The sequence below is a fragment of the Pseudomonas sp. yb_2 genome (genome assembly GCF_043103905.1).
Taxonomy (GTDB): domain Bacteria; phylum Pseudomonadota; class Gammaproteobacteria; order Pseudomonadales; family Pseudomonadaceae; genus Aquipseudomonas; species Aquipseudomonas alloputida.
On record NZ_JBICKH010000006.1, the window covers coordinates 103402 to 127710 of the forward strand.

Here is a 24309-nt window from a genome sequence, read left to right on the forward strand (position 1 = left end):
ATGCGGGCTTTTTTTGTGGGCCTGGACTGGCCCATTCGCGGGTAAACCCGCTCCTACGACGGCCTGTGTCCAAAACCCGGTGTGTGTCCACCGCAAATCGGTGCGTAGGAGCGGGTCTACCCGCGAAAGGGCCAGCACAACCACTGCAAATACCCCAGGCAAAAAAAAGGGGCGCCGACCAAGCGCCCCATAAGCCGTAAAGCACACAACTGTTTCAGTTAGCGTCCAGCAGCGCCATCGCCTCGGCACTGCACGCTTCGATCCGTGCCCAGTCACCGTTCTTGATCCAGCTGCTGTCGAGCATCCAGGTTCCCCCCACGCACATCACGTTTGGCAGTGCCATGTAGTTGCGCACGTTGGCCGGGTTTACACCACCGGTAGGACAAAAACGAATATCGCCGAACGGGCCACCAAAGGCCTTGATCGCCGCTACGCCGCCGCTGATTTCCGCCGGGAACAACTTGAACCGGCGGTAGCCCAGGGCATAGCCCATCATGATTTCGGACGGCGTGCTGATGCCCGGCAACAGCGGGATTTCGCTGTCCACGCCAGCCTCGAGAATGTCCTGGGTAATACCAGGGGTAACGACGAACTGCGCGCCCGCAGCTTCAACCGCCGCGAACATGCTGCGGTCGAGCACGGTACCGGCGCCGACACACAGCTCCGGGCGCTGCTCACGCAGCACCTGAATGGCCTTGAGGCCATGCTGTGAGCGCAGGGTCACTTCCAGGGTACGGATACCGCCAGCGGCCAGGGCGTCAGCCAGCGGCAGGATGTCTTCCTCACGAGCAATGGTGATTACCGGCAGGATGCGCGCCTTTTTGCAAATGGCGTCGATCCGCGCGGCTTTATCAGCCATCGAGAGCTTGGGCTGTGGGCGTTCAAGGGTGGTCATGACTGTGGATCCTTGGCTCATGGGCACCAGTAGATGTCCAGGGGGTCGTGAAGAAAAGCGCGAATCGGCATTTCAGTAAGGTCGTTGCCCGCCAGCGCGGCGCGCAGGGTAGCGAGTTTGCCCTGGCCTTGCACAGACAGCGCGATGAAGGCCGCGCTGGCCAGCAGCGAACGGGTCATCGACAGGCGCTGGTGCGGCACGCTCGGCGCCAGCATCGGCAGGCAGCGGCGTGGGCCCGCCAGGTCCAGGCCTGCTTCCAGGTTGGGACTGGCGGGGAACAGCGAGGCGGTATGGCCATCGTCGCCCATGCCCAGCACCAGCACGTCGATCGGCGGTAGCTCGGCCAAGGCCTGGTCAGCTTTGAGCGCAGCTGCATCAAGGTTCTCCGCCTGCTGGTACAGGCCAACGAAACGGGCCTTGGCCGCTTCGCCCTTCAACAGGTGACGGGCCAGCAGGCCGGCATTGCTGTCGGCGTGCTCCACCGGCACCCAGCGCTCATCAGCCAGGCTGACAGTGACCTTGGCCCAGTCCAGGTGCTCGCTGGCCAGTTTCTCCAGGAACGGCACCGGGCTGCGGCCGCCAGACAACACCACACAGGCCTGCCCCTTGGCGGCAATCGCGGCGCGCAGGCGCTCAGCCACATCATGAGCCAAGGACACGGACAGTGCCTTGGCATCCGCCAGTTCATGAGCCTTCACGGCCGCTGGCAGTTTCAATTCAGATATCCCCATACCACGCCCTCCCATCGCGTGTGATCAGTGCAATCGAGCTCATCGGCCCCCAGGAGCCCGCCGCGTATGGCTTGGGCGCATCGCCCGCATTACGCCAGCCGGCGATCAACTGGTCGCACCACTTCCAGGCATACTCGATTTCGTCCTTGCGCACGAACAGGTTCTGGTTGCCGCGCATCACTTCGAGCAACAGCCGCTCGTAGGCATCCGGAATTCGTGCACTGCGCCAGGCATCGGAAAAATTCAGCTGCAATGGGCCACTGCGCAGTTGCATGCCCTTGTCCAGGCCCTGCTCCTTGGTCATCACCCGTAAAGAAATGCCTTCGTCCGGTTGCAGGCGGATGATCAGCTTGTTACCGATCTGCAAACGCTGTTCCGGGGCGAAGATGTAGTGCGGCGTTTCCTTGAAGTGAATGACGATCTGCGACAGTTTTTGCGGCATGCGCTTGCCGGTTCGCAGGTAGAACGGCACGCCCGACCAGCGCCAGTTACGGATGTCGGCGCGCAGGGCGACGAAGGTTTCGGTGTCGCTCTGGGCGTTGGCGTTGTCTTCTTCCAGGTAACCCGGCACCGGCTTGCCTTCGCTGTAGCCGGCAATGTACTGGCCGCGCACCACGCTGGTGCTCAGGCCGTCGCCAGTGATCGGTGCCAGGGCTTTGAGCACTTTCACCTTCTCGTCGCGGATGGCATCGGCGGACAGTTCGCTGGGCGGGTCCATGGCGATCAGGCACAGCAACTGCAGCAGGTGATTCTGGATCATGTCGCGCAGTTGGCCGGCCTTGTCGAAATAACCCCAACGGCCCTCGATACCGACCTTTTCCGCGACGGTAATCTCCACATGGGAGATGGAATTCTGGTTCCACTGGGTTTCGAACAGGCTATTGGCGAAGCGCAGGGCAATCAGGTTCTGCACCGTCTCTTTGCCCAGGTAATGGTCAATGCGGTAAACCCGGCTTTCAGGGAAGAACCGCGCCACGGCATCGTTGACCCGGCGCGACGACTCCAGGTCGTGGCCAATAGGTTTCTCGAGCACTACCCGGGTGCGCGCAGCCAGCCCGACCTTGTCGAGGTTTTCGCAGATGGCCCCATACACCGCCGCCGCCGTGGCGAAGTAGGCGATCAGCGGCAGCTCGCCCGGCAGCTGCTCGGCCAGGGCCTGATAGCCCTCGGGCTGAAGGAAGTCCAGGTGCTGGTAATTCAGGCGGGCAAGGAAGCGCCCCAGCGCAGCAGGCTCGATATCTGCCTCGGGCACGTGCCGGCGCAGGTGGGCTTCGATGCTGTCCAGGTGCTCCTGCGCACTGCCGACCTCACGGGCGAGGGCCAGCAGGCGGGTGTCCGGGTGCAACAGGTTGGCCCGGTCGAGCTGGTAGAGCGCAGGAAACAGCTTGCGCAATGCCAGGTCGCCGAGGGCGCCAAACAGGGCAAAGGTGCAAGGTTCGACACTGATTGCGGCCATGATGTTGGTTCTTTCCTAAAGTTGGTCTAGGAATACCGCTTTCACACACGGTTTTCAAGGGATAATGTAGTAAAAACCACAACATTACACACAAGTGTTACAGACAAGTGGTACGTCAACCGCACCGACAGTACGATAGACGACCGTGCAAAAAGCCTGCTGCTCACACAGCCGGCTGTCTTCCCGACCCAAGGACACACCCATGGACCGCGTGCGAAACCTCCTGGAACAGATCCAGGGCCGCCTCGACGAGCTGAACAAGGCCGAACGCAAAGTCGCCGAAGTCATCCTGCTCAACCCGCAACAAGCCACCCGTTTCAGCATCGCTGCGCTGGCCCAGGCGGCCAAGGTCAGCGAACCGACCGTCAACCGCTTCTGCCGCTCGTTCGGCGTCAGCGGCTACCCCGAACTCAAGCTGCAACTGGCGCAGAGCCTGGCCAGTGGTGCCGCCTATGTCAGCCGCGCGGTAGAGGCCGACGATGACCCGGCCGCCTACACCCAGAAGATCTTCGCCAGCGCCATCGCCTCGCTTGACAGCGCCTGCCAGCAACTGGACCCGCAGCAGGTCAGCCGCGCCGTGGACATGATGATCCAGGCCCGGCAGATCCACTTCTTCGGCCTCGGCGCCTCGGCCCCGGTGGCCCTGGATGCGCAGCACAAGTTCTTCCGCTTCAACCTGGCCGTGTCGGCCCACGCCGATGTGCTGATGCAGCGCATGCTGGCCTCGGTCGCCCACACCGGCGATCTGTTCGTGATCATTTCCTACACCGGGCGCACCCGCGAACTGGTCGACGTGGCGCGCCTGGCACGTGAAAACGGCGCTTCGGTGCTGGGCCTCACCGCTGCAGGCTCGCCACTGGCCAATGCCTGCAGCCTGAGCCTGCACATTCCGCTGCCGGAAGATACCGACATCTACATGCCAATGACCTCGCGGATCATCCAGCTGACCGTGCTCGATGTACTGGCCACCGGCATGACCCTGCGCCGCGGCGTGGACTTCCAGCCCCACCTGCGCAAGATCAAGGAAAGCCTCAACGCCAGCCGTTACCCGATCGAGGACGACGAACTCAACTGAGCCGGTGCGCCTGCAAACGCAGGTGCGCACGCTGCCCAGGTGCCAGGCTCAGGCCTTCGCCACTGCCGCTGGTCGCCTCGACGCAGACAAAACGCTGCGACTCGCGGCCGGTCACCCCCATCAGCGGGCGATTGCCAGGGTGCCAGACCACGGTGTCGTCGCTGTCACCGGTGTCGATGCACAGCTCGCGCTGCCAGGCTGGGTCCTGCAATTGCACCCGTGGCGTACCGGGGTAGACCTTCTGGCAGCCGCCCTTGAGCTTCAGCGCGCCATCTTCACGGCAAGCCTGACGGTTGAGGCGGTCATAGCCCTCAATATCTTCCAAGCCAGACAGCGCTATCTCGGACACGTCACTGATGCGCCAGTACGCCAGCAGTGCATGGCTCAACTGGCAGGGTTCGCTGTCCTGATGCTCGGTGCTCAGGCTCAGTTCCATGCGGCTACCCAGCCGGGCGTGCAGGTCGACCTGCCAGTCGCACAGGTCCAGCCGCCATTTCAGGGTCACGCCCTCCTCGTCCTCACGGCTGTCCACCAGCTTCCAGTCCAGCAACCGCGCCCAACCGTGGGCCGGCCACAGGTCTTCGCTGGGATGACGGCCATACCATGGCCAGCACACCGGCACACCACCGCGGATCGCCCCCACCTGCGGCCACTGTTCGGCGCACCACAGCCACGGCCGTTCACCCGCTGGTTGAAAGTGCAGCAACTGCGCGCCCTGGCGGCTGAACACCGCCTGGCAACGGGGGTGGTCGATGATCAGGACATCGCGCTGCTGATAACGCTCCCACTCGAATGTCGGCCGGGGCCGCTGCGAGGAGAAGAAGCGATGGAGCGGATGTTCGGGCATGGTTCAGAGCTCTTGTTGTTTGAGATAGCGCTGTCTCGGCCTATCCCCAACACCCACTGCAGACCAGTGAGTGCCGGGAACCGAAAATGGATTGGCGTAAATTTACAACAAGTTGCCTCAGAATGACGACTGAATCTTCAAGCCAGCGACCAGCGCGTTATCCACCTCGTCCACCCCGCCAGGGCTCTTGATGTACTGCAGGTTGGGCCTCACGGTCAGCCAGTTGGTAACGTGGAAGCCGTAGTAGAGCTCTGCGTTGTATTCGGTACGCTGCAGCGGCACGAAACCAGGGTTGTCGTAATCGTTGATGCCGCTCTGTGCGTTGAGCAGTTCGGCGCGCTTCTTCACGTCGTCATTCACATGAATACGCGCCACGCCGAAGCCGATGTCATCCTTGGGCCGGGCGTCGAAAGCGCCTTTGTAGACCAGCCCCACCTGCTGGTAGTTGTCGACCACGTTGGTGGCCTTGTCGTGCACGGTGAAGTTGGCGAACAGGCTGAGGCCCCGGTTGACGTCGCCGCCATGGGCAGTGACCTGCTGCTGCGCCACCACCCACCATCCGTGCTTGCTGGAATGCGACTTGAAGGCCTCACCGGTCAGCCCCTGCGGGTTGCCGTTGACGTCGTCGTACACATCGTCAGCCTTGGCCGTGCTGTAGTAGTAACCCAGGCGGTACTCGCCCGGCAGGCCATTGACCTTGGGCGACCACACCGCTTCCACCGGCAAGATCGCCCCCTTGGTACCGCTACCGCTCAGCTTGAAGCCGTTGCCGGTTTCCAGGTTGGAAGGGTTCTGCTCGAAGGCCCCGACCTGTACGAAGAACTCCGGCGTGATGTTGTACTTCACCCGCAGCGCCCACTGGCTGACCGGCCAGTTGTACCAGATGCCGCCCACCCAGTTGCCCACCTGCGAGCCGCAGAAGGCCAGGTTCTGGAAGTCGCAAGGGAAGCTGTTGAAGTCCTCGCCCTCGCCAAAACGGCCAAATTTCACGTCCAGCGCGCCGTCGAAGTACTTCTGCTTGATCCACATCTGGGTCAGGCGCCAGGTCTGGCCACGGCCCCACACCTCCTGCACCGAGCTGAACTGCCCGGCGCGCGGGTCGCTGATGCGGTCGTTGGACAGGTTGCGACCGCTTCGCTCGGTGATTGCCAGCTTGAACTCGGCATCATGCCAGCCCAGTATCTTCTGCAAGTCCAGATGCGCGCCGAGGGCGAACTGGTCGCTGTAGCGTGCCGTCTTGTCGTCGTTGTAGCCGCCATGCAGGTTGCCAGCCACCTCACCCACATAATCGAGGGTGAAGTCATAGCCCTTGTCCAGCAGCTCGGTCCGGGTGCCGCCCCAGTCGCCGGTCATCCATTTGGATTCGCTGGAAAAAGCCTCGGCAGCCTGTGTACCGCTGCTGCCTACAAGTGCAAGCAAGGCCAACGATCCCAGTGTCTTGATGCGTTTGCGCTGTTCCATCCCTTTGCGTCCTCTTTTTCTTATTGATGGTGTAGACGAGTCAACGGCCTTTGAAGTGAGCCACGTTGTCCTTTGCGGTTGCGCCAGTACTGGCCAGGTGCAGGCGCTCGCCATTGGCGGCGTCGAACAGCAGCACCCGGGCCGGGTCGAATTGCAGGTTGAGGGTGTCGCCCACCCGGCACGCCACATCTGGCGCCAGGCGGCAGCACACCTTGGTCTGGTTGAGCGTGACGAACACCAGCAGGTCCGGCCCGGTGGGCTCTGTCACCTGCACCTCGGCGCGGATAGCCGGCAAACCATTGCCGTCAGCAGCGCCCAGGGCGATCTGCTCAGGGCGGATGCCGAGGATGATCTCGCGCCCCTCAAGCGCGTCAGCAGCCTCCCCCAAGGGCAGTTCGCAGCGCGCCTGGCCGCTGTCGAGCAGCGCCAGCAAGCGGCCATCCTGCCTGGCCAGACGCACCGGAATGAAGTTCATTGGTGGCGAACCGATGAAGCTGGCCACGAACTGGTTGGCCGGGTCGTTGTAGATCTGCTGCGGGGTGCCGAACTGCTGGATGATGCCGTCCTTCATCACCGCCACCTTGTCGCCCAGGGTCATGGCCTCGATCTGGTCATGGGTGACGTACACCGTGGTGGTCTTCAGGCGCTGGTGCATCAACTTCATTTCGGTGCGCATTTCGACCCGCAGCTTGGCATCGAGGTTGGACAGGGGTTCATCGAACAGGTAGATCTTGGGTCGCCGCGCCAATGCCCGGCCCATGGCCACGCGCTGCTGTTGGCCACCGGACAGCTGCGCCGGCTTGCGCGCCAGCAAGTGTTCGATCTGCAGCAACTTGGCCACCCGCGCCACTTCCTCGTCGATGGCGGCCTGGGGCAGCTTGCGAATCTTCAGGCCGAACTCGATGTTCTCGCGCACGCTCATGGTGGGGTACAGCGCATAGGACTGGAACACCATGGCGATATCGCGGTCCTTCGGGCTCATGCCACTGACGTCCTGTTCGTCGATGAGGATGGCGCCGCCGGTGATCTGCTCCAGGCCGGCGATACAGTTCATCAGGGTCGACTTGCCGCAGCCCGACGGGCCCACCAGGATCAGGAACTCGCCGTCCTTGATCGACAGCTGGATGTCCTTGAGGGTATCCGGCAGGCCGCTGCCGTAGGTCTTGTTCACATTGCGAAGTTCGAGCGTTGCCATGGCTTACCCCTTGACCGCGCCGGCCGTCAGCCCGCGCACAAAATATTTGCCTGCCACCACGTAGACCAGCAGGGTTGGCAGGCCAGCGATCATCGCTGCCGCCATGTCGACGTTGTATTCCTTGGCCCCGGTGCTGGTATTGACCAGATTGTTCAGGGCTACGGTGATAGGTTGCGAATCGCCGCTGGAGAACACCACGCCGAACAGGAAGTCGTTCCAGATCTGGGTGAACTGCCAGATCAGGCAGACCATGATGATCGGCGTGGACATCGGCAGGATGATGCGGCGGAAGATGGTGAAGAACCCGGCACCGTCCAACCGCGCGGCCTTGACCAGCGCGTCGGGGATGCTCACGTAGAAGTTGCGGAAGAACAGCGTGGTGAAGGCCAGGCCGTAGACCACATGCACCAGCACCAGGCCACCAGTGGTACTGGCCAGGCCAAGCTTGCCGAGGGTGAACGAGGCCGGCAGCAGCACGGTCTGGAACGGCAGGAAACAGCCGAACAGCAGCAGGCCGAAGAACAGTTGCGAACCTCGGAAGCGCCACATCGACAGCACATAGCCGTTCAGTGCACCAATCGCGGTGGAGATCAGCACCGCGGGCACGGTGATCATGATCGAGTTCCAGAAGTAACCGCTGACCGCTCCCCAGGCCTTGACCCAGCCTATGCCGGTAATCACTGCAGGCCAGCTCAGCAGGTTGCCGGTGGTGATGTCTTCGGGGGTCTTGAAGCTGGTCAGCAGCATCACCACCAGCGGCACCAGATACAGCAGCACGGCGATCAGCAACACGGCATGGATGGCCATGCGGCTGAGGCTGAGCACTGGCTTGTCGACAGGACTATGCATGGCGTTTGCTCCGCAGCTCCGAGTACAGGTAAGGCACGAGGATCGCCAGGATTGCCCCGAGCATCAGGATGGCGCTGGCCGAGCCCATGCCCATCTGGCCGCGGCTGAAGGTGAACGAGTACATGAACATGGCCGGCAAGTCGGAGGAGTAACCCGGGCCGCCGGCCGTCATTGCCGCCACCAGGTCGAAGCTCTTGATGGCAATGTGCGAAAGGATCATCAGCGCGCTGAAGAACACCGGGCGCAGGCTGGGCAGCACCACGGTCCAGTAGATGCGCGGCAGGCTGGCGCCATCCATCTGCGCCGCGCGGATGATCGACGGGTCGACGCCACGCAAGCCGGCAAGGAACATGGCCATGATGAAGCCCGAAGCCTGCCACACGGCCGCGATCACCAGGCAATACACCACCCGGTCGGGATCGATCAGCCAGTCCAGGCGAAAGCCCTCCCAGCCCCAGTCGCGCAGCAGCTTGTCCAGGCCCATGCCCGGGTTGAGCAGCCACTTCCAGGCGGTACCGGTGACGATCATCGACAGTGCCATGGGGTACAGGTAAATGGTGCGAATGAAGCCCTCGCGACGGATGCGCTGGTCCAGCAGCACCGCCAGCAACACACCGATGGCCAGGCTGATGGCGATGAACAGGCCGCCGAACAGAAGCAGGTTCTTGCTCGCCACCCACCAGCGGTCGTTGTCGAACAGACGGGCGTATTGCGCAAGGCCCGCCCACTTGTAGGTGGGCAGAAAGGTCGAGGTGGTGAAGGACAGCACGAAGGTCCAGAGGATGTAGCCGTAGAAGCCCACCAGGACGATGAACATGCTGGGTGCCAGCACCAGCTTGGGCAGCCAGCGCTGAAGCGCGTCCAGGGGTGAGGCCCGCAGTTGGGCGGTGGTCGTTGTCATGTATTGGATCCCGAGGTAGTGGCGATGCTACGCACCGCTTCGCGGGCAAGCCCGCTCCCACAGGTCCGGCGTCATGACCAGGAACAGTGGTGAGCAGGGCCCATCTGGGAGCGGGCGTGCCCGCGAACAGCCGTTACTGGGCAGCCTTGATAGCCGCCGCCAGCTTCTTCGCCGCATCGGCCGGGTCGGCCTTGGGGTCGTTGATGTAGTTGGTCACCACATCGAAGAACGCGCCCTGCACGGCCAGCGTGGTGGCCATGTTGTGCGCCATGCTCGGTTGCAGGCCGCCCGTTTTGGCGTCGGCCAGGAAGTCCTTGGCGGAGGTTTGAGCACAGGCATCGAAACCATACTTGCCCATGTCGGCAAGCATGTCGTTGCGTACCGGGATCGAACCCTTATTGATGCTGAAGACCTTCTGGAAGTCCTCACCCAGCACCTTGCGGGCGATGTCCTGCTGACCAGCAGAGGTGCCAGCGTTGTTCTGCTTGAACACCACCAACGAGTCGATGTTGTACAGGAAGGACTTGTCAGTACCGGGGAACGGCACGCACTGGTAATCCTTGCCAGCAGTTTTCTTCGCCAGGGTCCATTCGCTCTTGGCCCAGTCGCCCATGATCTGCATACCGGCCTTGCCGTTAATGACCTTGGCGGCTTCCAGGTTCCAGTCCTGGCCCTTGCCGTCCGGGTCCATGTAGGTGGCGACCTTCTTCAGCTCGGTCAGCGCCTTGACCATCTGCGGCCCGGTCAGCGTTGCGCTGTCGAGGTCGACCAAGGCCTTCTTGTAGCCATCGACGCCCATCACCGACAGCACCACGCTTTCGAACACGGTGCTGTCCTGCCAGGGTTGCCCACCATGGGCGAGCGGGATGAAACCGGCAGCCTTGAGCTTGTCGGCGGCGGCGTAGAATTCGTCGAGGGTGGTGGGCGCCTTGTCGATGCCGGCTTTTTTGAACACCTCGGGGTTGATCCACAGCCAGTTGATGCGGTGGATATTCACCGGTACGGCAACGTAGTCACCGTCGTACTTCACGGTGTCGGCCACTTTCTTGTCGAGCAGCGAGTCCCACTTTCCTTCCTTGGCCACATCCTTGAGCACATCGGCGTCGAGCAGGCCGGTGGCCGCCCAGTCCTGGATGTCCGGGCCTTTGATCTGCGCGACGCCCGGCGGGTTGCCGGCCACTGCGCGGCTTTTGAGCACGGTCATGGCCGTTGCACCACCGCCGCCGGCGACGGCGCCGTCCTTCCAGATGAAGCCGTCTTTTTCGACCTGGGCCTTGAGCACATCGACCGCCGCTTTTTCACCACCAGAGGTCCACCAGTGCACCACTTCGACACTGCCTTTGGCGTCAGCAGCCTGGGCACCCAAGGGGATTAACGAGGCAAAGGAAATTGCGGCAGCGAGACGGAGCGTGGAATTCATCGGAGCACCTTTCTTGTTGTTATGCCGTGCAAGTCGATCGCTTGCGTAGCATGAAGTCTAAACAGCGTGCCCGCCTCGTCAGGTAACGAAGCGATGCGTGAATGTCATCGTTTGGTTACATTGCCGGCCAGGTTGCTGGCCAGGCTGGGTGCCAGGGGCAAACCTGGCAGCAGCAGCGCCTGGTAGGCGTGATAGAGGTCGGGCTTGCCCGGCCAGAGGGACCCGGCCGGCTGGTTGTGCGCATCGAGTTCGTGGTGCCAGCTGCCGCCAATGGGGTCGATGAAATGGTTGGCGATAAAGCCCCAGCAGCAGCGGTACCACTGTTCGTAATGCGCCTCGCCGGTGCGTTGCAACAGGGCTGCCGCAGCCGCGCAAGCCTCAGCGTGCACCCAGTGCAATCGTGCATGCACCACCGGGCGATCAGCCCAGTCCAGCGTATAGACGAAACCCGGTTCGCCATCGACGTTCCAGGCCTGTTGGCAGGCTGTGTCGAACAATGCGCGGGCACTGTCCGGCAGCCATTGCGGGGCGTACAGGCCGGCCCGTTCAAGGCTTGCTTCCAGGTGCAACAGCAACCGCGCCCACTCCAGGGCATGCCCGGGTGTAGTGCCATAAGGCCGGAAGGGGTCGGCGGGGTGTTCGAGGTTGTAATCCGGCAGCGGCTGCCAATGGACATCGAAATGCTCGATCACCCGATAGCCGTTGGCGGTGGCATGGGTATGGATGATGCGTTCGGCGATACGCAAGGCACGTTGCAGCCACAGGCCGTTGCCGGTGACGTCTGCCAACGCCAGGAAGGCCTCGGTCGCGTGCATGTTGCTGTTGGCGCCCCGGTACTGCTCGGGAAGCTGCCAGGCGCGGGAGAAGGTTTCCCGCAGAGCACCTTCGTCTTCACTCCAGAAATGCGCTTCGATCACCTGGATTGCGTCTGCCAATAGCGTATTGGCGTCGACAGCGCCGGCCACCACCGCCGAGCTGGCGGCCAGCGCGACGAAGGCATGCAGGTACGCCGCCTTGCCGCTATCGTCGTGGCCGCCAGGATGGGCGAACCAACCGCCGTGGGTGGCATCCTGCATGGCACCGCGCAGTGCTGCCACACCGTGCTCGGCATAGGCCAGGCTACCGGGGATGCCCTGCAGGTGGGCCAGGGCAAAGCAATGGGTCATGCGGGCGGTGTTGATGGTTTCAGCACGGGCACCGGGGGCGAGTTGCCCATTGGCATCCAGGTTGCCGAAACCGTCGGGTAGTTTCGCGGCCTTGGCAAAGGCCAGCAGGCGCTGTGCTTCAGCCAGGCGCCAGGCGGTGTGGGCCGGGGCATTGAGCCAACTGTTCACATACAGGTTGAGGGGGGTCATGGGCCAGCTTGATCCTTGCCAGTCGTTTGCGAATTCTAGCCAGCGGGGTCATGGCGGATGTCACGAAGGACGACGGGATTGTCACCGGGCAGTGACATTTTGGGTGCCTGTGCGGGCCTCTTCGCGGGTGAACCCGCTCCTACGACGCAAACCTGACTCGGTCGTTGTAGGAGCGGGTTCACCCGCGAAGAAGCCCGCACAGGCACCCCAAAAACTCAATCCATACCCCGCGGCAGATACAGGGTCACCCGCAGCCCGCCCTCCCGCAGGTTCAGCAAGCTCACCTCGCCCCCATGGCTATGGGCGATGTTGCGCGCAATGCCCAACCCCAGCCCATACCCCTGCTGCTGCCCGGCCAGCCGGAAATGCGGCTCGAACACCTGTTCCAGCTGCTGCTGCGGCACCCCGGGCCCCTGGTCATCCACCTGCAGCACAAAACCCTCTGCCCCGTCGATGATGCGCAGCCGCGCCCGTTCGCCGTACTTGATGGCGTTGTCGATCAGGTTGCCGATGCAGCGACGCAACGCCAGCGGCTTGCCCGGGTATGGCGCCAGCGCCTGGCCCTCGACGGTGATGCGACCATCGCCCAGGTAAGGCTCGGCCAGAATCTCCAGCACCTGGTTAAGGTCGACCGGCTCGATGTTTTCGTGGATGTCGGTGTCCTTTACGCACTGCAAGGCGCCTTTGACCAGCAACTCCAGCTCGTCCAGGTCCTGGCTGAACTTGGCCTGCAGGCGCTCGTCCTCCAGCAGTTCGACGCGCAGGCGCAGGCGGGTGATCGGCGTGCGCAGGTCGTGGGAAATGGCGCTGAACAGCTGGCTGCGTTCGGTCAGGTAACGGCTGATACGCTCGCGCATGCTGTTGAATGCCCGGCTCACCTCGACCACTTCACTGCCGCCTGCTTCAGCCACTGGCGCCACATCGGCACCCAGCGACATCTCTCGGGCGGCCCGCGCCAGGCGCTTCAGTGGCCAGCTTTGCCAGTGCACCAGCAAGCCGATGAACAGCAACAGCAAGGCCGTGGTCAGCACGATGAAGCCGATCTGCTGGCGCGGCAGGCGTTCGGCTTCCAGCCCCGTGTACGGTTCGGGCAACAGCGAGGCGATGTACAACCATTCGCCCTCGCCCAAGCGGATCTGCGTGACCAGTACCGGGGGTTTCAGCGGCTCCAAGGTCAGCGAATAATGGGCCCATGAGCGCGGCAGCTCGTCGAGTTTGAGGCCGCTGTTGAAGATGCGCAGGTCGTCAGGCCCGACAAACTCCACGGAAATTTCCATCTGCGAACCCAAGCGCTCGTGCAGCACCTGCTGAAACACATCGATCACCGCCTGCTTGCGAGGGGTGACGGGCAGTGCCTGCATGTCCAGCGGCGTGGCGTTGAGCGACACGAAGAAACGCGTGCCGCCCATGCTGCGCAATTGGTCGAGCACCAGCGGCCGGTAGGCCACCGGCAGCGAGCGGAAGTAACTGACGCTGGCACTCATGGAATGCGCCAGGCTGCTGGCGCTGGCACGCAGCCCCTGAAGCTGGCTGGCGCGCAGCTGAGATACCCAGATAATGCTGGACAACCCCTGGGCCAGCAGGACAACCAGCAAGGTCAGCAGCAGCATGCGCCCCAGCAAGGAGCGCGGCAGCAGGCGCCAGCGCCGCTCAGGGCGCACAGCAGACATGTGCCGCCAACAAGTAGCCACTGCCGCGCACCGTGCGGATCAGCCGGGGAGGCTTGTCGGTATCGCGCAGGCGCTGGCGCAGACGGCTGACCGCCATGTCGACGATACGGTCCAACGGCATCGGTTCGCGACCACGGGTGGCGTTGCCGATGGTGTCGCGGTCGAGGATTTGCTGCGGGTGATCGAGGAACAGTTTGAGCAGGGCAAAGTCGGCGCCGGAGAGAATCACCTCCTCTCCATCACGGTGGAACAGGCGGTGGCTGACCGTGTCCAGGCGCCAGTCGTCGAAGGCCAGCACGGCGTTGCCCGGCGCCGTCTGGCCGAACTCGGTGCGACGCAACAAAGCCTTGATTCGCGCTTGCAGTTCGCGGGGGCTGAACGGCTTGCCCAGATAGTCGTCAGCGCCCAGCTCCAGGCCGATGACCCGGTCGGCCTCGTCCGAACTGGCGGTGAGCATGATGATAGGTACGCGCGCCTGGCGAGGGTGCTGGCGTACCCAGCGGCACAAGCTGAAGCCGTCTTCGTCGGGCAACATGACGTCAAGAATGACTAGGTCGCAGGGCGTGGTTTCCAGCGCGTGGCGAAAGCCCTTGCCGTCAGCCTCGGCATGCACCTGGAAGCCGGATCGACTCAGGTAGGTTTGCAGCAGTTCACGGATTTCCTGGTCGTCGTCGACCATCAGGATCGATTTGCCGGCAGTGCTCAAGGTGGTCCTTCCTCTTGTTGATTACAGGTCTTTTTGCCTGCTGTCGGGTATTGCCATCGGGGCCGCAAAGCGCCCCCCTCAGTGATCCAACGCCTGCTGCAACGCTACCCCTGCTCCCTCCAACCCGGAAAACTCCGCCGTCACCAGCCACACCGGCACCCCGGTGAAATAGCCACTCATACACCCCTTGTCGGCAAAACTCGCGGCAAACCCGCTACGCAGGAACAGCTCGGCAAAGCGCGGAATCACACCGCCCACAATATAGACCCCGCCTCGCGCGCCCAGCGTCAGCACATTATTACCCGCCACTCGCCCAAGGAAACGACAGAACTGCTCGACCACCGCCAGCGCCCGTGGCTCCCCGCCCAGCGCGGCATCGGTGATATGCGCCGGGGTCTTGTGCCTGGGCGTGTCGCCGTCCAGCGCACAGATCGCCTGGTACAGCCGCACCAGGCCACCCCCACTGAGCACGGCCTCGGCGCTGACATGACCGATCTGACTGTGGATCTGCTGGTGGATTGCCGCTTCGCGAGCATTGCCTACCGGCAGGTCAACATGCCCGCCTTCACCCGGCAGGGCCTTCCAGAGCTGTTCGCCCAGGCGCAGCAGCGAGCCCACACCCAGGCCAGTACCTGGCCCGATCACCAGTGCCGGCCTCGAGGGGTCGGCCTGGCCGGGGCACACCTCGCGGAACTCGCCTTCGCGCAGACGCGTCATGCCCAGTGCCATTGCGGTGAAATCATTGATCAGCAACAGTCGCTCGACCTGCAAGGTCTTGCAAAATGCCGTGCGACTCAGGCGCCAGTGGTTGTTGGTGAAGCGGAATTCATCGCCATCGACCGGGCCGGCCACCGCCAGGCACACCGCCGCCAGGCCACCGCGGGCGATACCTTGGCTTTCCAGGTAGGCCTCGATGGCCTGCTCCGGGTTGGTGTAGTCCACGGTGGCGAAAACATTTACTTCATGCAGCTGGTTGTCACGCCACAACGCAAAACGGGCATTGGTGCCGCCAATATCACCAACCAGCAGGTGCTTCATTTGAGGTGCTCCAGGGCCGAGGTAAAGGCACTGGCGCCCTGCTCTGCCGGGCTGAACGCCATGCGCATGAAGCCGAACAGCTCGCGCCCACACCCCAGGTCGTTGCCCTGGGGTGCCGGCGGCAGCTCACGGCTGGCCAGTTCTTCGGCCGACACCATGATCCGCAACGTGCCTTCGACTCCGTCGACCCGCACGATATCACCATCGCGCACCCGCGCCAGCGGGCCGCCGTCGTAAGCCTCCGGGCAAACGTGGATGGCCGCGGGGATCTTGCCCGAGGCACCGGACATGCGCCCGTCGGTGACCAACGCAACCTTGTAGCCACGGTCCTGCAATACACCGAGGAACGGGGTGAGCTTGTGCAGTTCCGGCATGCCATTGCAGCGCGGGCCCTGGAAGCGCACCACCGCGACAAAGTCACGCTCCAGCTCACCGGCCTTGAACGCATCGGCCAGCGACTGCTGGTCCTGGAACACCCGCGCCGGGGCCTCGACCACCTGGTGCTCGGGGGCGACGGCAGATACTTTCATCACGCCACGGCCCAGGTTGCCTTCCATCACCCGCAGACCGCCTTCGGCCGAGAATGGTCGCGACACCGGGCGCAGGATGCTTTCGTCCAGGCTGTGTTGCGGCCCTTCGCGCCACACCAGCTTGCCATTGTCGAGGAAGGGTTCCTGGGTGTAGCGGCGCAGGCCATGGCCGGCCACGGTGTTGACATCTTCGTGCAGCAGGCCGGCGTCGAGCAGTTCACGAATCAGGAAGGCCATGCCGCCGGCAGCCTGGAAGTGGTTGATGTCGGCCTTGCCGTTGGGGTAGACGTGCGACAGGGTCGGCACCACTTCGGAGAGGTCGGCCATGTCCTGCCAGGTCAGCTGGATACCCGCAGCCTGGGCGATCGCCGGGATGTGCAGGGTGTGGTTGGTCGAGCCGCCGGTAGCGTGCAGCGCGACGATGGAGTTGACCAGCGCCTTCTCGTCGACGATTTCGCCCAGCGGCATGAAGCTGCCGCTGGCCTTGGTCATGCGCGTCACCTGCTGCGCAGCCTCGGCGGTGAGTGCGTCACGCAGCGGCGTGTACGGGTTGACGAACGAGGCGCCCGGCAGGTGCAGCCCCATCACTTCCATCACCAACTGGTTGGTGTTGGCGGTGCCGTAGAAGGTGCAGGTGCCGGGGCTGTGGTAGGAATTCATCTCGGACTCCAACAGCTCTTCGCGGCTGGCCTTGCCTTCGGCATAGCGCTGGCGCACATCGGCCTTCTGCTTGTTGGAGATGCCGGAAACCATTGGCCCACCCGGGACGAAGATGGTCGGCAGGTGGCCGAAGCGCAACGCGCCCATCATCAGGCCGGGGACGATCTTGTCGCAGATGCCCAGCATGAGTGCCGCGTCGAACATGTTGTGCGACAGCGCTACCGCCGTGGACATCGCGATCACTTCACGGCTGGCGATCGCCAGCTCCATGCCCGGCTCGCCCTGGGTCACCCCATCGCACATGGCCGGCACGCCACCGGCGAACTGGCCGACCGAACCGACCTCGCGCAGGGCCTGCTTGATCTGCTCGGGGAAGTGCAAGTAAGGCTGGTGGGCAGACAACATGTCGTTGTAGGCCGAGACGATGGCCACGTTGGCCGCGTTCATCAGGCGCAGAGTCTGCTTGTCTTCGCTGCCGCAACCGGCCACGCCGTGGGCGAAGTTGGCGCACTGCAGGCTGGCACGCATGGGGCCTTCACTGGCCGCACCGCGAATCAGTTGCAGGTAGCGTTCGCGGGTGGCGCGGCTGCGTTCGACCAGCCGCTGGGTGACCTCAAGGATGCGCGGATGCATGTACTGGACTCCAGGCTAATTGTAAGGGCGGTTTACCGGGCATTTCCCCTCCAAACGATTGCGGCCTAGGCTCATGGTTAGGAGCCCGCTGCATCGGTGGAGGCACGACGCCCAACCACTCGTTGTATATTTAAACAAAATACTGCCACTAAAAAGGCTTGTTTTCTATCAGCCAGTGAATAATCTTGTAATTCCAACAACAAAACCGTTTCAGTGAAGCTCCTTTGTGCCACAGGTTTCACTCGAACTGCCAGAGGTACTGCCATGACCCTTCGCATCGCCATCAATGGATTCGGCCGAATCGGGCGCAATGTCCTGCGCGCACTGTATACCCAAGGCTACCGCCAGGACCTGCAGGTCGTCGCCATCAACGACCTGGGCGACAGCACCATGAATGCCCACCTGCTCAAGTACGACAGTGTCCACGGCACCTTCGACGCGACCGTCGAGGCCGACCACGAAAGCCTGACGGTCAACGGTGACCGTATCGCGGTCAGTGCCATTCGCAATCCGGCCGAACTGCCCTGGAAGGCCGAGGCGATCGACGTGGTGTTCGAGTGCACCGGGCTGTTCACCGACCGCGCCAAAGCCGCTGCGCACCTGGCCGCCGGGGCGGGCAAGGTGATTGTCTCGGCGCCGGCCAAGGGTGCCGATGCCACCGTGGTATACGGGGTCAACCACGACATCCTGCGCGCCTCGCACCAGATCATTTCCAATGCCTCCTGCACCACCAACTGCCTGGCGCCGATCGCCCAGGTGCTGCACCGTGAGTTCGGCATCGAGCAAGGCCTGATGACCACCATCCACGCCTACACCAACGACCAGGTGCTGACTGACGTTTACCACAGCGACCCGTACCGCGCGCGTTCAGCCACCCAGTCGATGATCCCGAGCAAGACCGGTGCCGCCGAGGCCGTGGGCCTGGTGCTGCCGGAGCTGGCCGGCAAGCTGACCGGCATGGCGGTGCGGGTGCCCGTCATCAACGTGTCGTTGGTGGACCTCACCGTCAACCTCAAGCGCGAGGCCACGGCCGAGCAAGTGAACCAGCTGTTCCTCGAGGCCAGCAAGCATTCCAAGGTATTGGGCTACAACGCCCTGCCATTGGTTTCCTGCGATTTCAACCACAACCCGCTGTCGTCGATCTTCGATGCCAACCATACCCGGGCCAACGGGCGGATGCTCAAGGTGCTGGCCTGGTATGACAACGAGTGGGGGTTCAGCAACCGGATGCTGGACAACTGCCTGGCGCTGCACCGGGCTGGCTGAGCATGACAAGGCATTTTCGGCGCCTATGAAATCGAGCGCCGCCCGCGCGGCGCATCGCGAGCAAGCTCGCTCCTACATTTGTTTCGGGCCAGTCCATCCTGTGCCACTCGCGCGCGACCGCCTTGTTTGTACGACGCGATATCGAGCCATGCGCCAGGGCGTTCGCGCGCAAATCCCACAGGCATAATTGGCCCGAAACAAATGTAGGAGCGAGCTTGCTCGCGATGCGCCGCGCGGGCGGCGCTCGATTTCAAATACACAGAAAATCCACCGCCAAGCGCCCGCAGACTCACAATCTTTACCTTTTCCTGATACTTCCACACTTGACCCGCCGCACGGATGATAAGCATTATCATTAACCTTTCGTCGGCCAGGTCCCCCCGTGAGTCAGTCCCGGTTCAATTCCGTCTTCCTCGTTCAGCGCCTCACCCTGCTGCGTACCCTGCAGCGCATGGTCGGTAACCCCAGCACGGCCGAAGACCTGCTGCAGGAAACCTACCTGCGGGTGTCCCGCGCGCTGGGCGAGCGGCCCATCGAGCACATCGAGCCGTTCGTGTTTCAGACCGCGCGCAACCTGGCGCTGGACCACCTGCGTGCACGCCGGGTGCAGGCACGCATGCTGGTCGACGACGTGCCCGACGAAGTGCTGCACAGTGTCGCCGCGCCAGCCACCAGCAGCGAGGATGCCGCCCACGCCGAGCAGTTGCTCAAGCACCTCAGCGTCAGCCTCAATCAACTGAGCGAACGCCAACAACGCATTTTCATCCTCAGCCGCCTGCATGGCGCCACCTATCTGAAAATCGCCGAACAACTGAGTGTTTCGCCCAGCACGGTACAAAAGGAACTGAAACTGATCATGGCAATCTGCATGGGTGTTGCCGAACGACTCAAGTGAGCTGCCCCCAGGCGAACGGCAACGCAAAGCCCTTGCCACACCCCGCCTTAGCCTTGATCATTCGCAAAAAAACCATTCAAGGATTCACCGTGACCGACAGCCCTGCCCCTCGCCCGTCACCTGCCAGGCCTGATGCCCGTGCTCGTGCCATGGACGAGGCGCTGGACTGGCTGGTGCGCCTGCAATGCGCAGATGCCGCAGACACCCAGGCCTTTGAAGCCTGGCTGAGCGCCGCGCCCGAAAACGCCGAGGCCTATGTCGAAGCCGAGGCGCTGTGGAACGGTACGCCGTTGCACAAGGTGGCCACGCACATGCACCAGCAGCAACGCAGGTCATGGCGCGGGCGCCTGCGCAGTCACTGGAAACCCCTGGCCACCGCAGCGCTGCTGCTGGTCGGGCTATTCACCGTCGGTAACCTGCCCATGCGCCTGCAGGCCGACCACCTTACGGTGGTCGGCGAGCGCCAGCGCCTGCAACTGGAAGACGGCGCAAAAGTGCTGCTCAACACCAATTCGGCATTCGCCAGCGAACGCCAGGACGGCCGCCAGGTCGCCCGCCTGCTACAGGGCGAGGCTTACTTCCAGGTCCCCGAGGGCGCGCAGCTGCCGCTGGAGGTGGAAGCCGGGCCGTTGCGCGCACAGGTGCGCGACACCGACTTTGCCGTGCGCTACCTTGACGGCGAGGCCCAGGTACGGGTGCAACGCGGTGATGTCGACCTGCAGGGGGAGCGCGACCAGCGCATCCGCCTGAGTGCCGGCGACAGCATCAGCGTCGGCCCCCAGGGCTTTGGCCAGCGCCAGCGCCCCGACATGCACAAGGACCTGGCCTGGATCGACGGCCGCCTGGTGTTCGAGAACTGCCCGTTGAGCCAGGTGCTGGCCGAAGTGCAGCGCTACTACCCGGGCTGGATCATCAACCGCAATGCGCAGTTGGAGCACGTTGCCGTCACCGGTAACTACCGCCTCGACCAGCCACTGGAAACCCTGCGCGCACTGGCCCACATCACCTCGGCACAACTGCATGAGTACCCGGCGCTGGTCATCCTGAACTGACCCCTGAATTATTTTTACGCGATCGCACTCGCCCGCCCGTCTCGTTATAGCCAATGCAACTGATTCTTGTTTGAGAACGAGAACAGCCATCACCTATAACAGCCCGCGCGTCTGGGAGCGCTTCCGATGTCCACTGGTCCTACCCGCTCGTCCAACCTTCCCCGCCGTACAGGACAACTGTCCCTGTTGACCCTTGCCCTGCTCGCCAGCGGTGCCTGCAGCCTGCCGGCGCTGGCCGCCGAGCCGGCCCAGGCCAGCAGCCCGCGCATGGGCGACTACCGCTTCAGCATCGGCCAGCAGCCGCTGGTGTCGGCGATCAACGCCTTCAGCCAGGTCACCGGCTGGCAGGTCGGCTTCAGCGCCGAGCTGGCCGACGGCGTGGCTTCGCCAGGCGTACAGGGTTCGCTGCCGCCAGATGCTGCCCTCAAGCGCCTGTTGCGGGGCACCGGGCTGAGCTTTCGCAAGATCAGCAACGGCAATGTGGTACTGGAGCGCCAAACCGCAAGCAACGTGATCGCCCTGCAGCAGGTGACCGTCAGCGCTACCCGCAGCGCTCAGGACGTCAGCCAGGTACCCAGCACTGTCAGTGTGCAGACCCGTGAGCAACTGGACCGGCAGAACGTGAACAATATCCAGGATCTGGTGCGCTACGAGCCGGGGGTTTCGGTATCCGGAACCGGCCAACGCAGCGGGCTGAACGGCTACAACATCCGTGGTATCGACGGCGAGCGGATCCTCACCCAAGTCGACGGCGTGTCGATCCCCGACAGCTTCTTCTACGGCCCTTACGCCCAGACCCAGCGCAACTACGTCGACCCGGAAATCGTCAAGCGTGTGGAAATCCTCCGCGGCCCGGCCTCGGTGTTGTATGGCAGCAACGCCATCGGCGGTGCGGTGAGCTACTTCACCCTCGACCCGGACGACATCATCAAGCCCGGTAAAGATGTGGGGGCACGCCTGAAAACCGGCTACAGCTCGGCCGACGAAAGCTGGCTGACCTCCGCCACCGTCGCCGGCCGCCAGGGTGACTTCGACGGCCTGCTGCACCTGAGCCAGCGCAACGGCCACGAGACCGAAACCCACGGCAGCCACAGTGGCGACGGCCTGTCGCGCACCGAAGCCAACCCGATGGATGCGCGCACCACCAACGTGCTGGCCAAGCTGGGCTGGAACTACGCCGACGACGCACGCCTGGGGTTCACCTACGAGCGCTACAAGGATGACCGTGACCAGAACATCCTCAGCGCGGTGGGTGGGCCGTTCATTCCGGGCTTCGGTGGCATGAACTCGTACCGCATGCGCCAAGGCAACGACACGATCACCCGTGAACGCTTCGGCCTCAATCATGAATTCGACCTCGATAGCGTGGTCGCGGATCACGTCAAATGGAGTTTCAACTACCAGATCGCGAAGACCGACCAACGTACCGATGAGCTGTATGTCGCCTCGGGACGCCAAGTGTTTCGGGACCGGCAGACTACCTACAAGGATCGCCAGTGGGTATTCGACGCCCAATTGGACAAGGCCTTCAGCATTGGCCAAACCGACCACCTGTTTACCTACGGCACCACACTCAAACAGGAGAAAGTCACGGGTTCACGTAGCGGCACCGGCACTTGCCTGAACATCGGTGGTACCTGTACAGCCATCGGACAGGACAGCGCGCGTGACGGGCAGGCCTTGGTCAGCGACTTCCCGGACCCGACCGTGAATACCTACAGCCTGTTCGCGCAGGATGAAATCCGCTGGAACAACTGGACCTTCATGCCCGGCGCGCGCTACGACTACACCCGCATGGAGCCCAAATTCACGGAGGAATTCCTGCGCGGTCTGGAGTCCAGCGGTACGGCGCCTACCGCCCAGGACGATTCGGACAAGAAGTGGCACCGCGTCTCGCCCAAGTTCGGCCTGACCTACGCCTTCAACGACAATTACACCTGGTACGGCCAGTATGCAGAGGGCTTCCGCACGCCGACCGCCAAAGCCATGTATGGCCGCTTCCAGAACCTGGACCAAGGCTACCGCGTGGAGGGCAACCCTAACCTTGAGCCTGAAAAGAGCAAAAGCTACGAAACCGGCCTGCGTGGCAACTTCGACGCCGGCAACTTCGACGTGGCAGTGTTCTACAACAAGTACCGTGATTTCATCGACGAAGATGCCGTGCAAAGCGCCAATCTGGAACAGACCTTCCAGGCCAACAACATCAAGCACGCCACCATCAAGGGTGCCGAATTCAAGGGCCGCCTGAACCTCGACCACTTCGGCGCACCGCAGGGTCTCTATACCCAAACTTCGATTGCCTACACCTATGGTCGTAACGATGACACCGGTCAACCGCTGAACAGTGTCAACCCGCTCAAAGGCGTATTTGGCCTGGGCTACGAGCAACAGAACTACGGTGGCTTGCTGAGCTGGACGCTGGTCAAGCGCAAGACCCGTGTCGACGACAGCACCTTCTATTCGCCTGACGGTTCTACCTCGAAGTTCCGCACCCCGGGCTACGGTGTGCTGGACCTGACCGGTTACTACAAGGTCACCGACGACGTCACCATCAACGCCGGGCTGTACAACCTTACCGACAAGAAGTACTGGCAGTGGGATTCGGTGCGCAGCTACGACGGCCAGGGTGAGGCGGCTGTGACCCAGCCAGCCAACATCGACCGCCTGACCATGCCGGGGCGCAACTTCGGTATCAATGTGGTTTGGGATATCTGATCGCTTTAAATGTGCATTGGTTGTGAGATCGAGCGCCGCCCGCGCGGCGCATCGCGAGCGAAGCTCGCTCCTACATCTGTTTCGGGCCTATAACACCTGTGACCGCGCGCGACCGCCTTGTTGGCTCGACACAATACAGAGCCGGACAGCAAGGGGCCGCGCGCATAAGGCGCAGGAATAACTGGCCCGAAACAGATGTAGGAGCGAGCTTCGCTCGCGATGCGCCGCGCGGGCGGCGCTCGATCTCTCAGGCGCTGCAATAACCAATCTGAAAAAAACCTTTTTTTACTGTCCCGCTCCCGCTGTTTCGTCTTGTATCTAGACGCCCTCTTTCCAAGGACTCCCCCATGACCGACCGCCCAGCCCTGCGCTCCCAGCGCCTGAACCAGATCACCCACGCCCCGCACGCCGAGCTGGATGCCCTGGTGAAATCCCACGCGCCTTTCGACAGCCGCGAAAGTTTCGCCCGCTTCGTCGTCGCACAGTACCTGTTCCAGTCCGAGCTGCAGGCCCTGTACAACGACCCTCAGCTGATCGCAATCGTCCCTGATCTGGCTGAGCGCTGCCGTGCCGAGCAGGCCCGCCTTGACCTTGCCGACCTCGACACCGAAGTACCGGCCGCCGTACCGGGTGCCGTGGGCAAGCCGAGCCTGGGCGAGGCAATGGGCTGGATCTTCGTCTCCGAAGGCTCCAAACTGGGCGCTGCGTTTCTGATCAAGCGTGCCGTGGCCCTGGAACTGTCCGACAGCTTCGGCGCCCGTCACCTGGGGGAGCCCGCCGGTGGCCGTGCCGAAGGCTGGAAGCAGTTCACCCGCATCCTCGATGGCCTGGCGCTCTCGCCTGAAGAGGAAGCGGCTGCCGAACGCGGTGCAGTGGCCGCCTTCGAGCGCTTCACCCAGTTGCTCAAGCACGCCTACGCTGCGGATGCCGCGCTGGTCTGATACGCCGTAGCCGGCCAC

General features: G+C 63.1%; 21 protein-coding genes. 6 read left to right on the plus strand and 15 right to left on the minus strand.

Annotation, left to right across the window (positions count from 1 at the left end):
• Positions 1 to 214: 214 nt before the first annotated feature.
• Genes ACF8FB_RS01610 through zwf form a run of 3 tightly spaced genes read right to left on the minus strand, consistent with a single transcriptional unit; the run spans position 215 to position 3082 of the window.
• Positions 215 to 895 (minus strand): bifunctional 4-hydroxy-2-oxoglutarate aldolase/2-dehydro-3-deoxy-phosphogluconate aldolase, encoded by a 681-nt coding sequence (locus ACF8FB_RS01610; protein ID WP_003255037.1) that lies wholly within the window; start codon positions 893 to 895, stop codon positions 215 to 217.
• Positions 896 to 912: 17 nt separating this feature from the next.
• Entirely contained in the window at positions 913 to 1626 is a 714-nt protein-coding gene (gene pgl, locus ACF8FB_RS01615) for a 6-phosphogluconolactonase (RefSeq protein ID WP_049588484.1), read from the minus strand.
• Positions 1613 to 3082, minus strand: a complete 1470-nt coding sequence (gene zwf / locus ACF8FB_RS01620) for a glucose-6-phosphate dehydrogenase (RefSeq protein ID WP_010952201.1) — start codon at positions 3080 to 3082, stop codon at positions 1613 to 1615. Before zwf ends, pgl begins: the two co-directional genes overlap by 14 nt.
• Positions 3083 to 3293: 211 nt before the next feature.
• Between zwf and hexR the strand changes: the two genes are divergently transcribed.
• A complete protein-coding gene (hexR, locus tag ACF8FB_RS01625) occupies positions 3294 to 4157 on the plus strand; it encodes a DNA-binding transcriptional regulator HexR (RefSeq protein ID WP_172830949.1) in 864 nt (287 codons plus the stop codon).
• On the opposite strand, the gene ACF8FB_RS01630 is transcribed toward hexR, so the two are convergent.
• The 11 genes from ACF8FB_RS01630 to edd all read right to left on the minus strand — a co-directional run bounded on the left by ACF8FB_RS01630 (position 4150) and on the right by edd (position 17422).
• Positions 4150 to 5004: a D-hexose-6-phosphate mutarotase gene (locus ACF8FB_RS01630; protein WP_003255044.1), complete on the minus strand. Its 855-nt coding sequence runs from the start codon at positions 5002 to 5004 to the stop codon at positions 4150 to 4152. The genes hexR and ACF8FB_RS01630 overlap by 8 nt on opposite strands.
• 117 nt (positions 5005 to 5121) lie before the next feature.
• Positions 5122 to 6465, minus strand: coding sequence for a carbohydrate porin (locus tag ACF8FB_RS01635; protein ID WP_350298253.1), 1344 nt, complete (start codon positions 6463 to 6465; stop codon positions 5122 to 5124).
• 40 nt (positions 6466 to 6505) lie between these two features.
• Entirely contained in the window at positions 6506 to 7660 is a 1155-nt protein-coding gene (locus tag ACF8FB_RS01640) for an ABC transporter ATP-binding protein (protein ID WP_003255047.1), read from the minus strand.
• Between the two features lie 3 nt (positions 7661 to 7663).
• Entirely contained in the window at positions 7664 to 8509 is an 846-nt protein-coding gene (locus tag ACF8FB_RS01645; protein WP_010952198.1) for a carbohydrate ABC transporter permease, read from the minus strand.
• Positions 8502 to 9410 carry a carbohydrate ABC transporter permease gene (locus ACF8FB_RS01650; protein WP_003255050.1) on the minus strand — a complete coding sequence of 303 codons (909 nt, stop codon included), beginning with the start codon at positions 9408 to 9410 and terminating at the stop codon, positions 8502 to 8504. The genes ACF8FB_RS01645 and ACF8FB_RS01650 overlap by 8 nt, the downstream gene beginning before the upstream one ends.
• Positions 9411 to 9543: 133 nt before the next feature.
• On the minus strand, positions 9544 to 10830 hold the full coding sequence (locus ACF8FB_RS01655; protein WP_010952197.1) for an ABC transporter substrate-binding protein: 1287 nt from the start codon (positions 10828 to 10830) through the stop codon (positions 9544 to 9546).
• Between the two features lie 104 nt (positions 10831 to 10934).
• Positions 10935 to 12185: an AGE family epimerase/isomerase gene (locus ACF8FB_RS01660; RefSeq protein ID WP_392509163.1), complete on the minus strand. Its 1251-nt coding sequence runs from the start codon at positions 12183 to 12185 to the stop codon at positions 10935 to 10937.
• Positions 12186 to 12400: 215 nt separating this feature from the next.
• Positions 12401 to 13855 carry an ATP-binding protein gene (locus ACF8FB_RS01665; RefSeq protein ID WP_010952195.1) on the minus strand — a complete coding sequence of 485 codons (1455 nt, stop codon included), beginning with the start codon at positions 13853 to 13855 and terminating at the stop codon, positions 12401 to 12403.
• Positions 13836 to 14561: a two-component system response regulator GltR gene (gene gltR / locus ACF8FB_RS01670; RefSeq protein WP_010952194.1), complete on the minus strand. Its 726-nt coding sequence runs from the start codon at positions 14559 to 14561 to the stop codon at positions 13836 to 13838. The genes ACF8FB_RS01665 and gltR overlap by 20 nt, the downstream gene beginning before the upstream one ends.
• 78 nt (positions 14562 to 14639) lie before the next feature.
• Positions 14640 to 15599: a glucokinase gene (locus tag ACF8FB_RS01675; protein WP_010952193.1), complete on the minus strand. Its 960-nt coding sequence runs from the start codon at positions 15597 to 15599 to the stop codon at positions 14640 to 14642.
• Positions 15596 to 17422: a phosphogluconate dehydratase gene (gene edd, locus ACF8FB_RS01680; RefSeq protein ID WP_003255057.1), complete on the minus strand. Its 1827-nt coding sequence runs from the start codon at positions 17420 to 17422 to the stop codon at positions 15596 to 15598. The genes ACF8FB_RS01675 and edd overlap by 4 nt, the downstream gene beginning before the upstream one ends.
• 264 nt (positions 17423 to 17686) lie before the next feature.
• Here edd and gap point away from each other — a divergent pair, with 264 nt between their 5' ends.
• Positions 17687 to 18688 carry a type I glyceraldehyde-3-phosphate dehydrogenase gene (gene gap, locus ACF8FB_RS01685; protein WP_010952192.1) on the plus strand — a complete coding sequence of 334 codons (1002 nt, stop codon included), beginning with the start codon at positions 17687 to 17689 and terminating at the stop codon, positions 18686 to 18688.
• A gap of 23 nt (positions 18689 to 18711) precedes the next feature.
• On the opposite strand, the gene ACF8FB_RS01690 is transcribed toward gap, so the two are convergent.
• Complete coding sequence (locus ACF8FB_RS01690) at positions 18712 to 19038, minus strand: hypothetical protein (RefSeq protein WP_392510936.1); 327 nt, start codon at positions 19036 to 19038, stop codon at positions 18712 to 18714.
• 32 nt (positions 19039 to 19070) lie between these two features.
• Here ACF8FB_RS01690 and ACF8FB_RS01695 point away from each other — a divergent pair, with 32 nt between their 5' ends.
• The 4 genes from ACF8FB_RS01695 (at position 19071) to ACF8FB_RS01710 (ending at position 24291) form a co-directional block, all read left to right on the plus strand.
• Positions 19071 to 19583, plus strand: coding sequence for an RNA polymerase sigma factor (locus ACF8FB_RS01695; RefSeq protein ID WP_392510938.1), 513 nt, complete (start codon positions 19071 to 19073; stop codon positions 19581 to 19583).
• An 89-nt stretch (positions 19584 to 19672) separates the two neighbouring features.
• Positions 19673 to 20635, plus strand: a complete 963-nt coding sequence (locus tag ACF8FB_RS01700) for a FecR domain-containing protein (RefSeq protein ID WP_041166852.1) — start codon at positions 19673 to 19675, stop codon at positions 20633 to 20635.
• A 126-nt stretch (positions 20636 to 20761) separates the two neighbouring features.
• On the plus strand, positions 20762 to 23350 hold the full coding sequence (locus tag ACF8FB_RS01705) for a TonB-dependent receptor (RefSeq protein WP_049588480.1): 2589 nt from the start codon (positions 20762 to 20764) through the stop codon (positions 23348 to 23350).
• 347 nt (positions 23351 to 23697) lie between these two features.
• Positions 23698 to 24291: a biliverdin-producing heme oxygenase gene (locus tag ACF8FB_RS01710; RefSeq protein ID WP_010952189.1), complete on the plus strand. Its 594-nt coding sequence runs from the start codon at positions 23698 to 23700 to the stop codon at positions 24289 to 24291.
• Positions 24292 to 24309 lie beyond the last annotated feature (18 nt).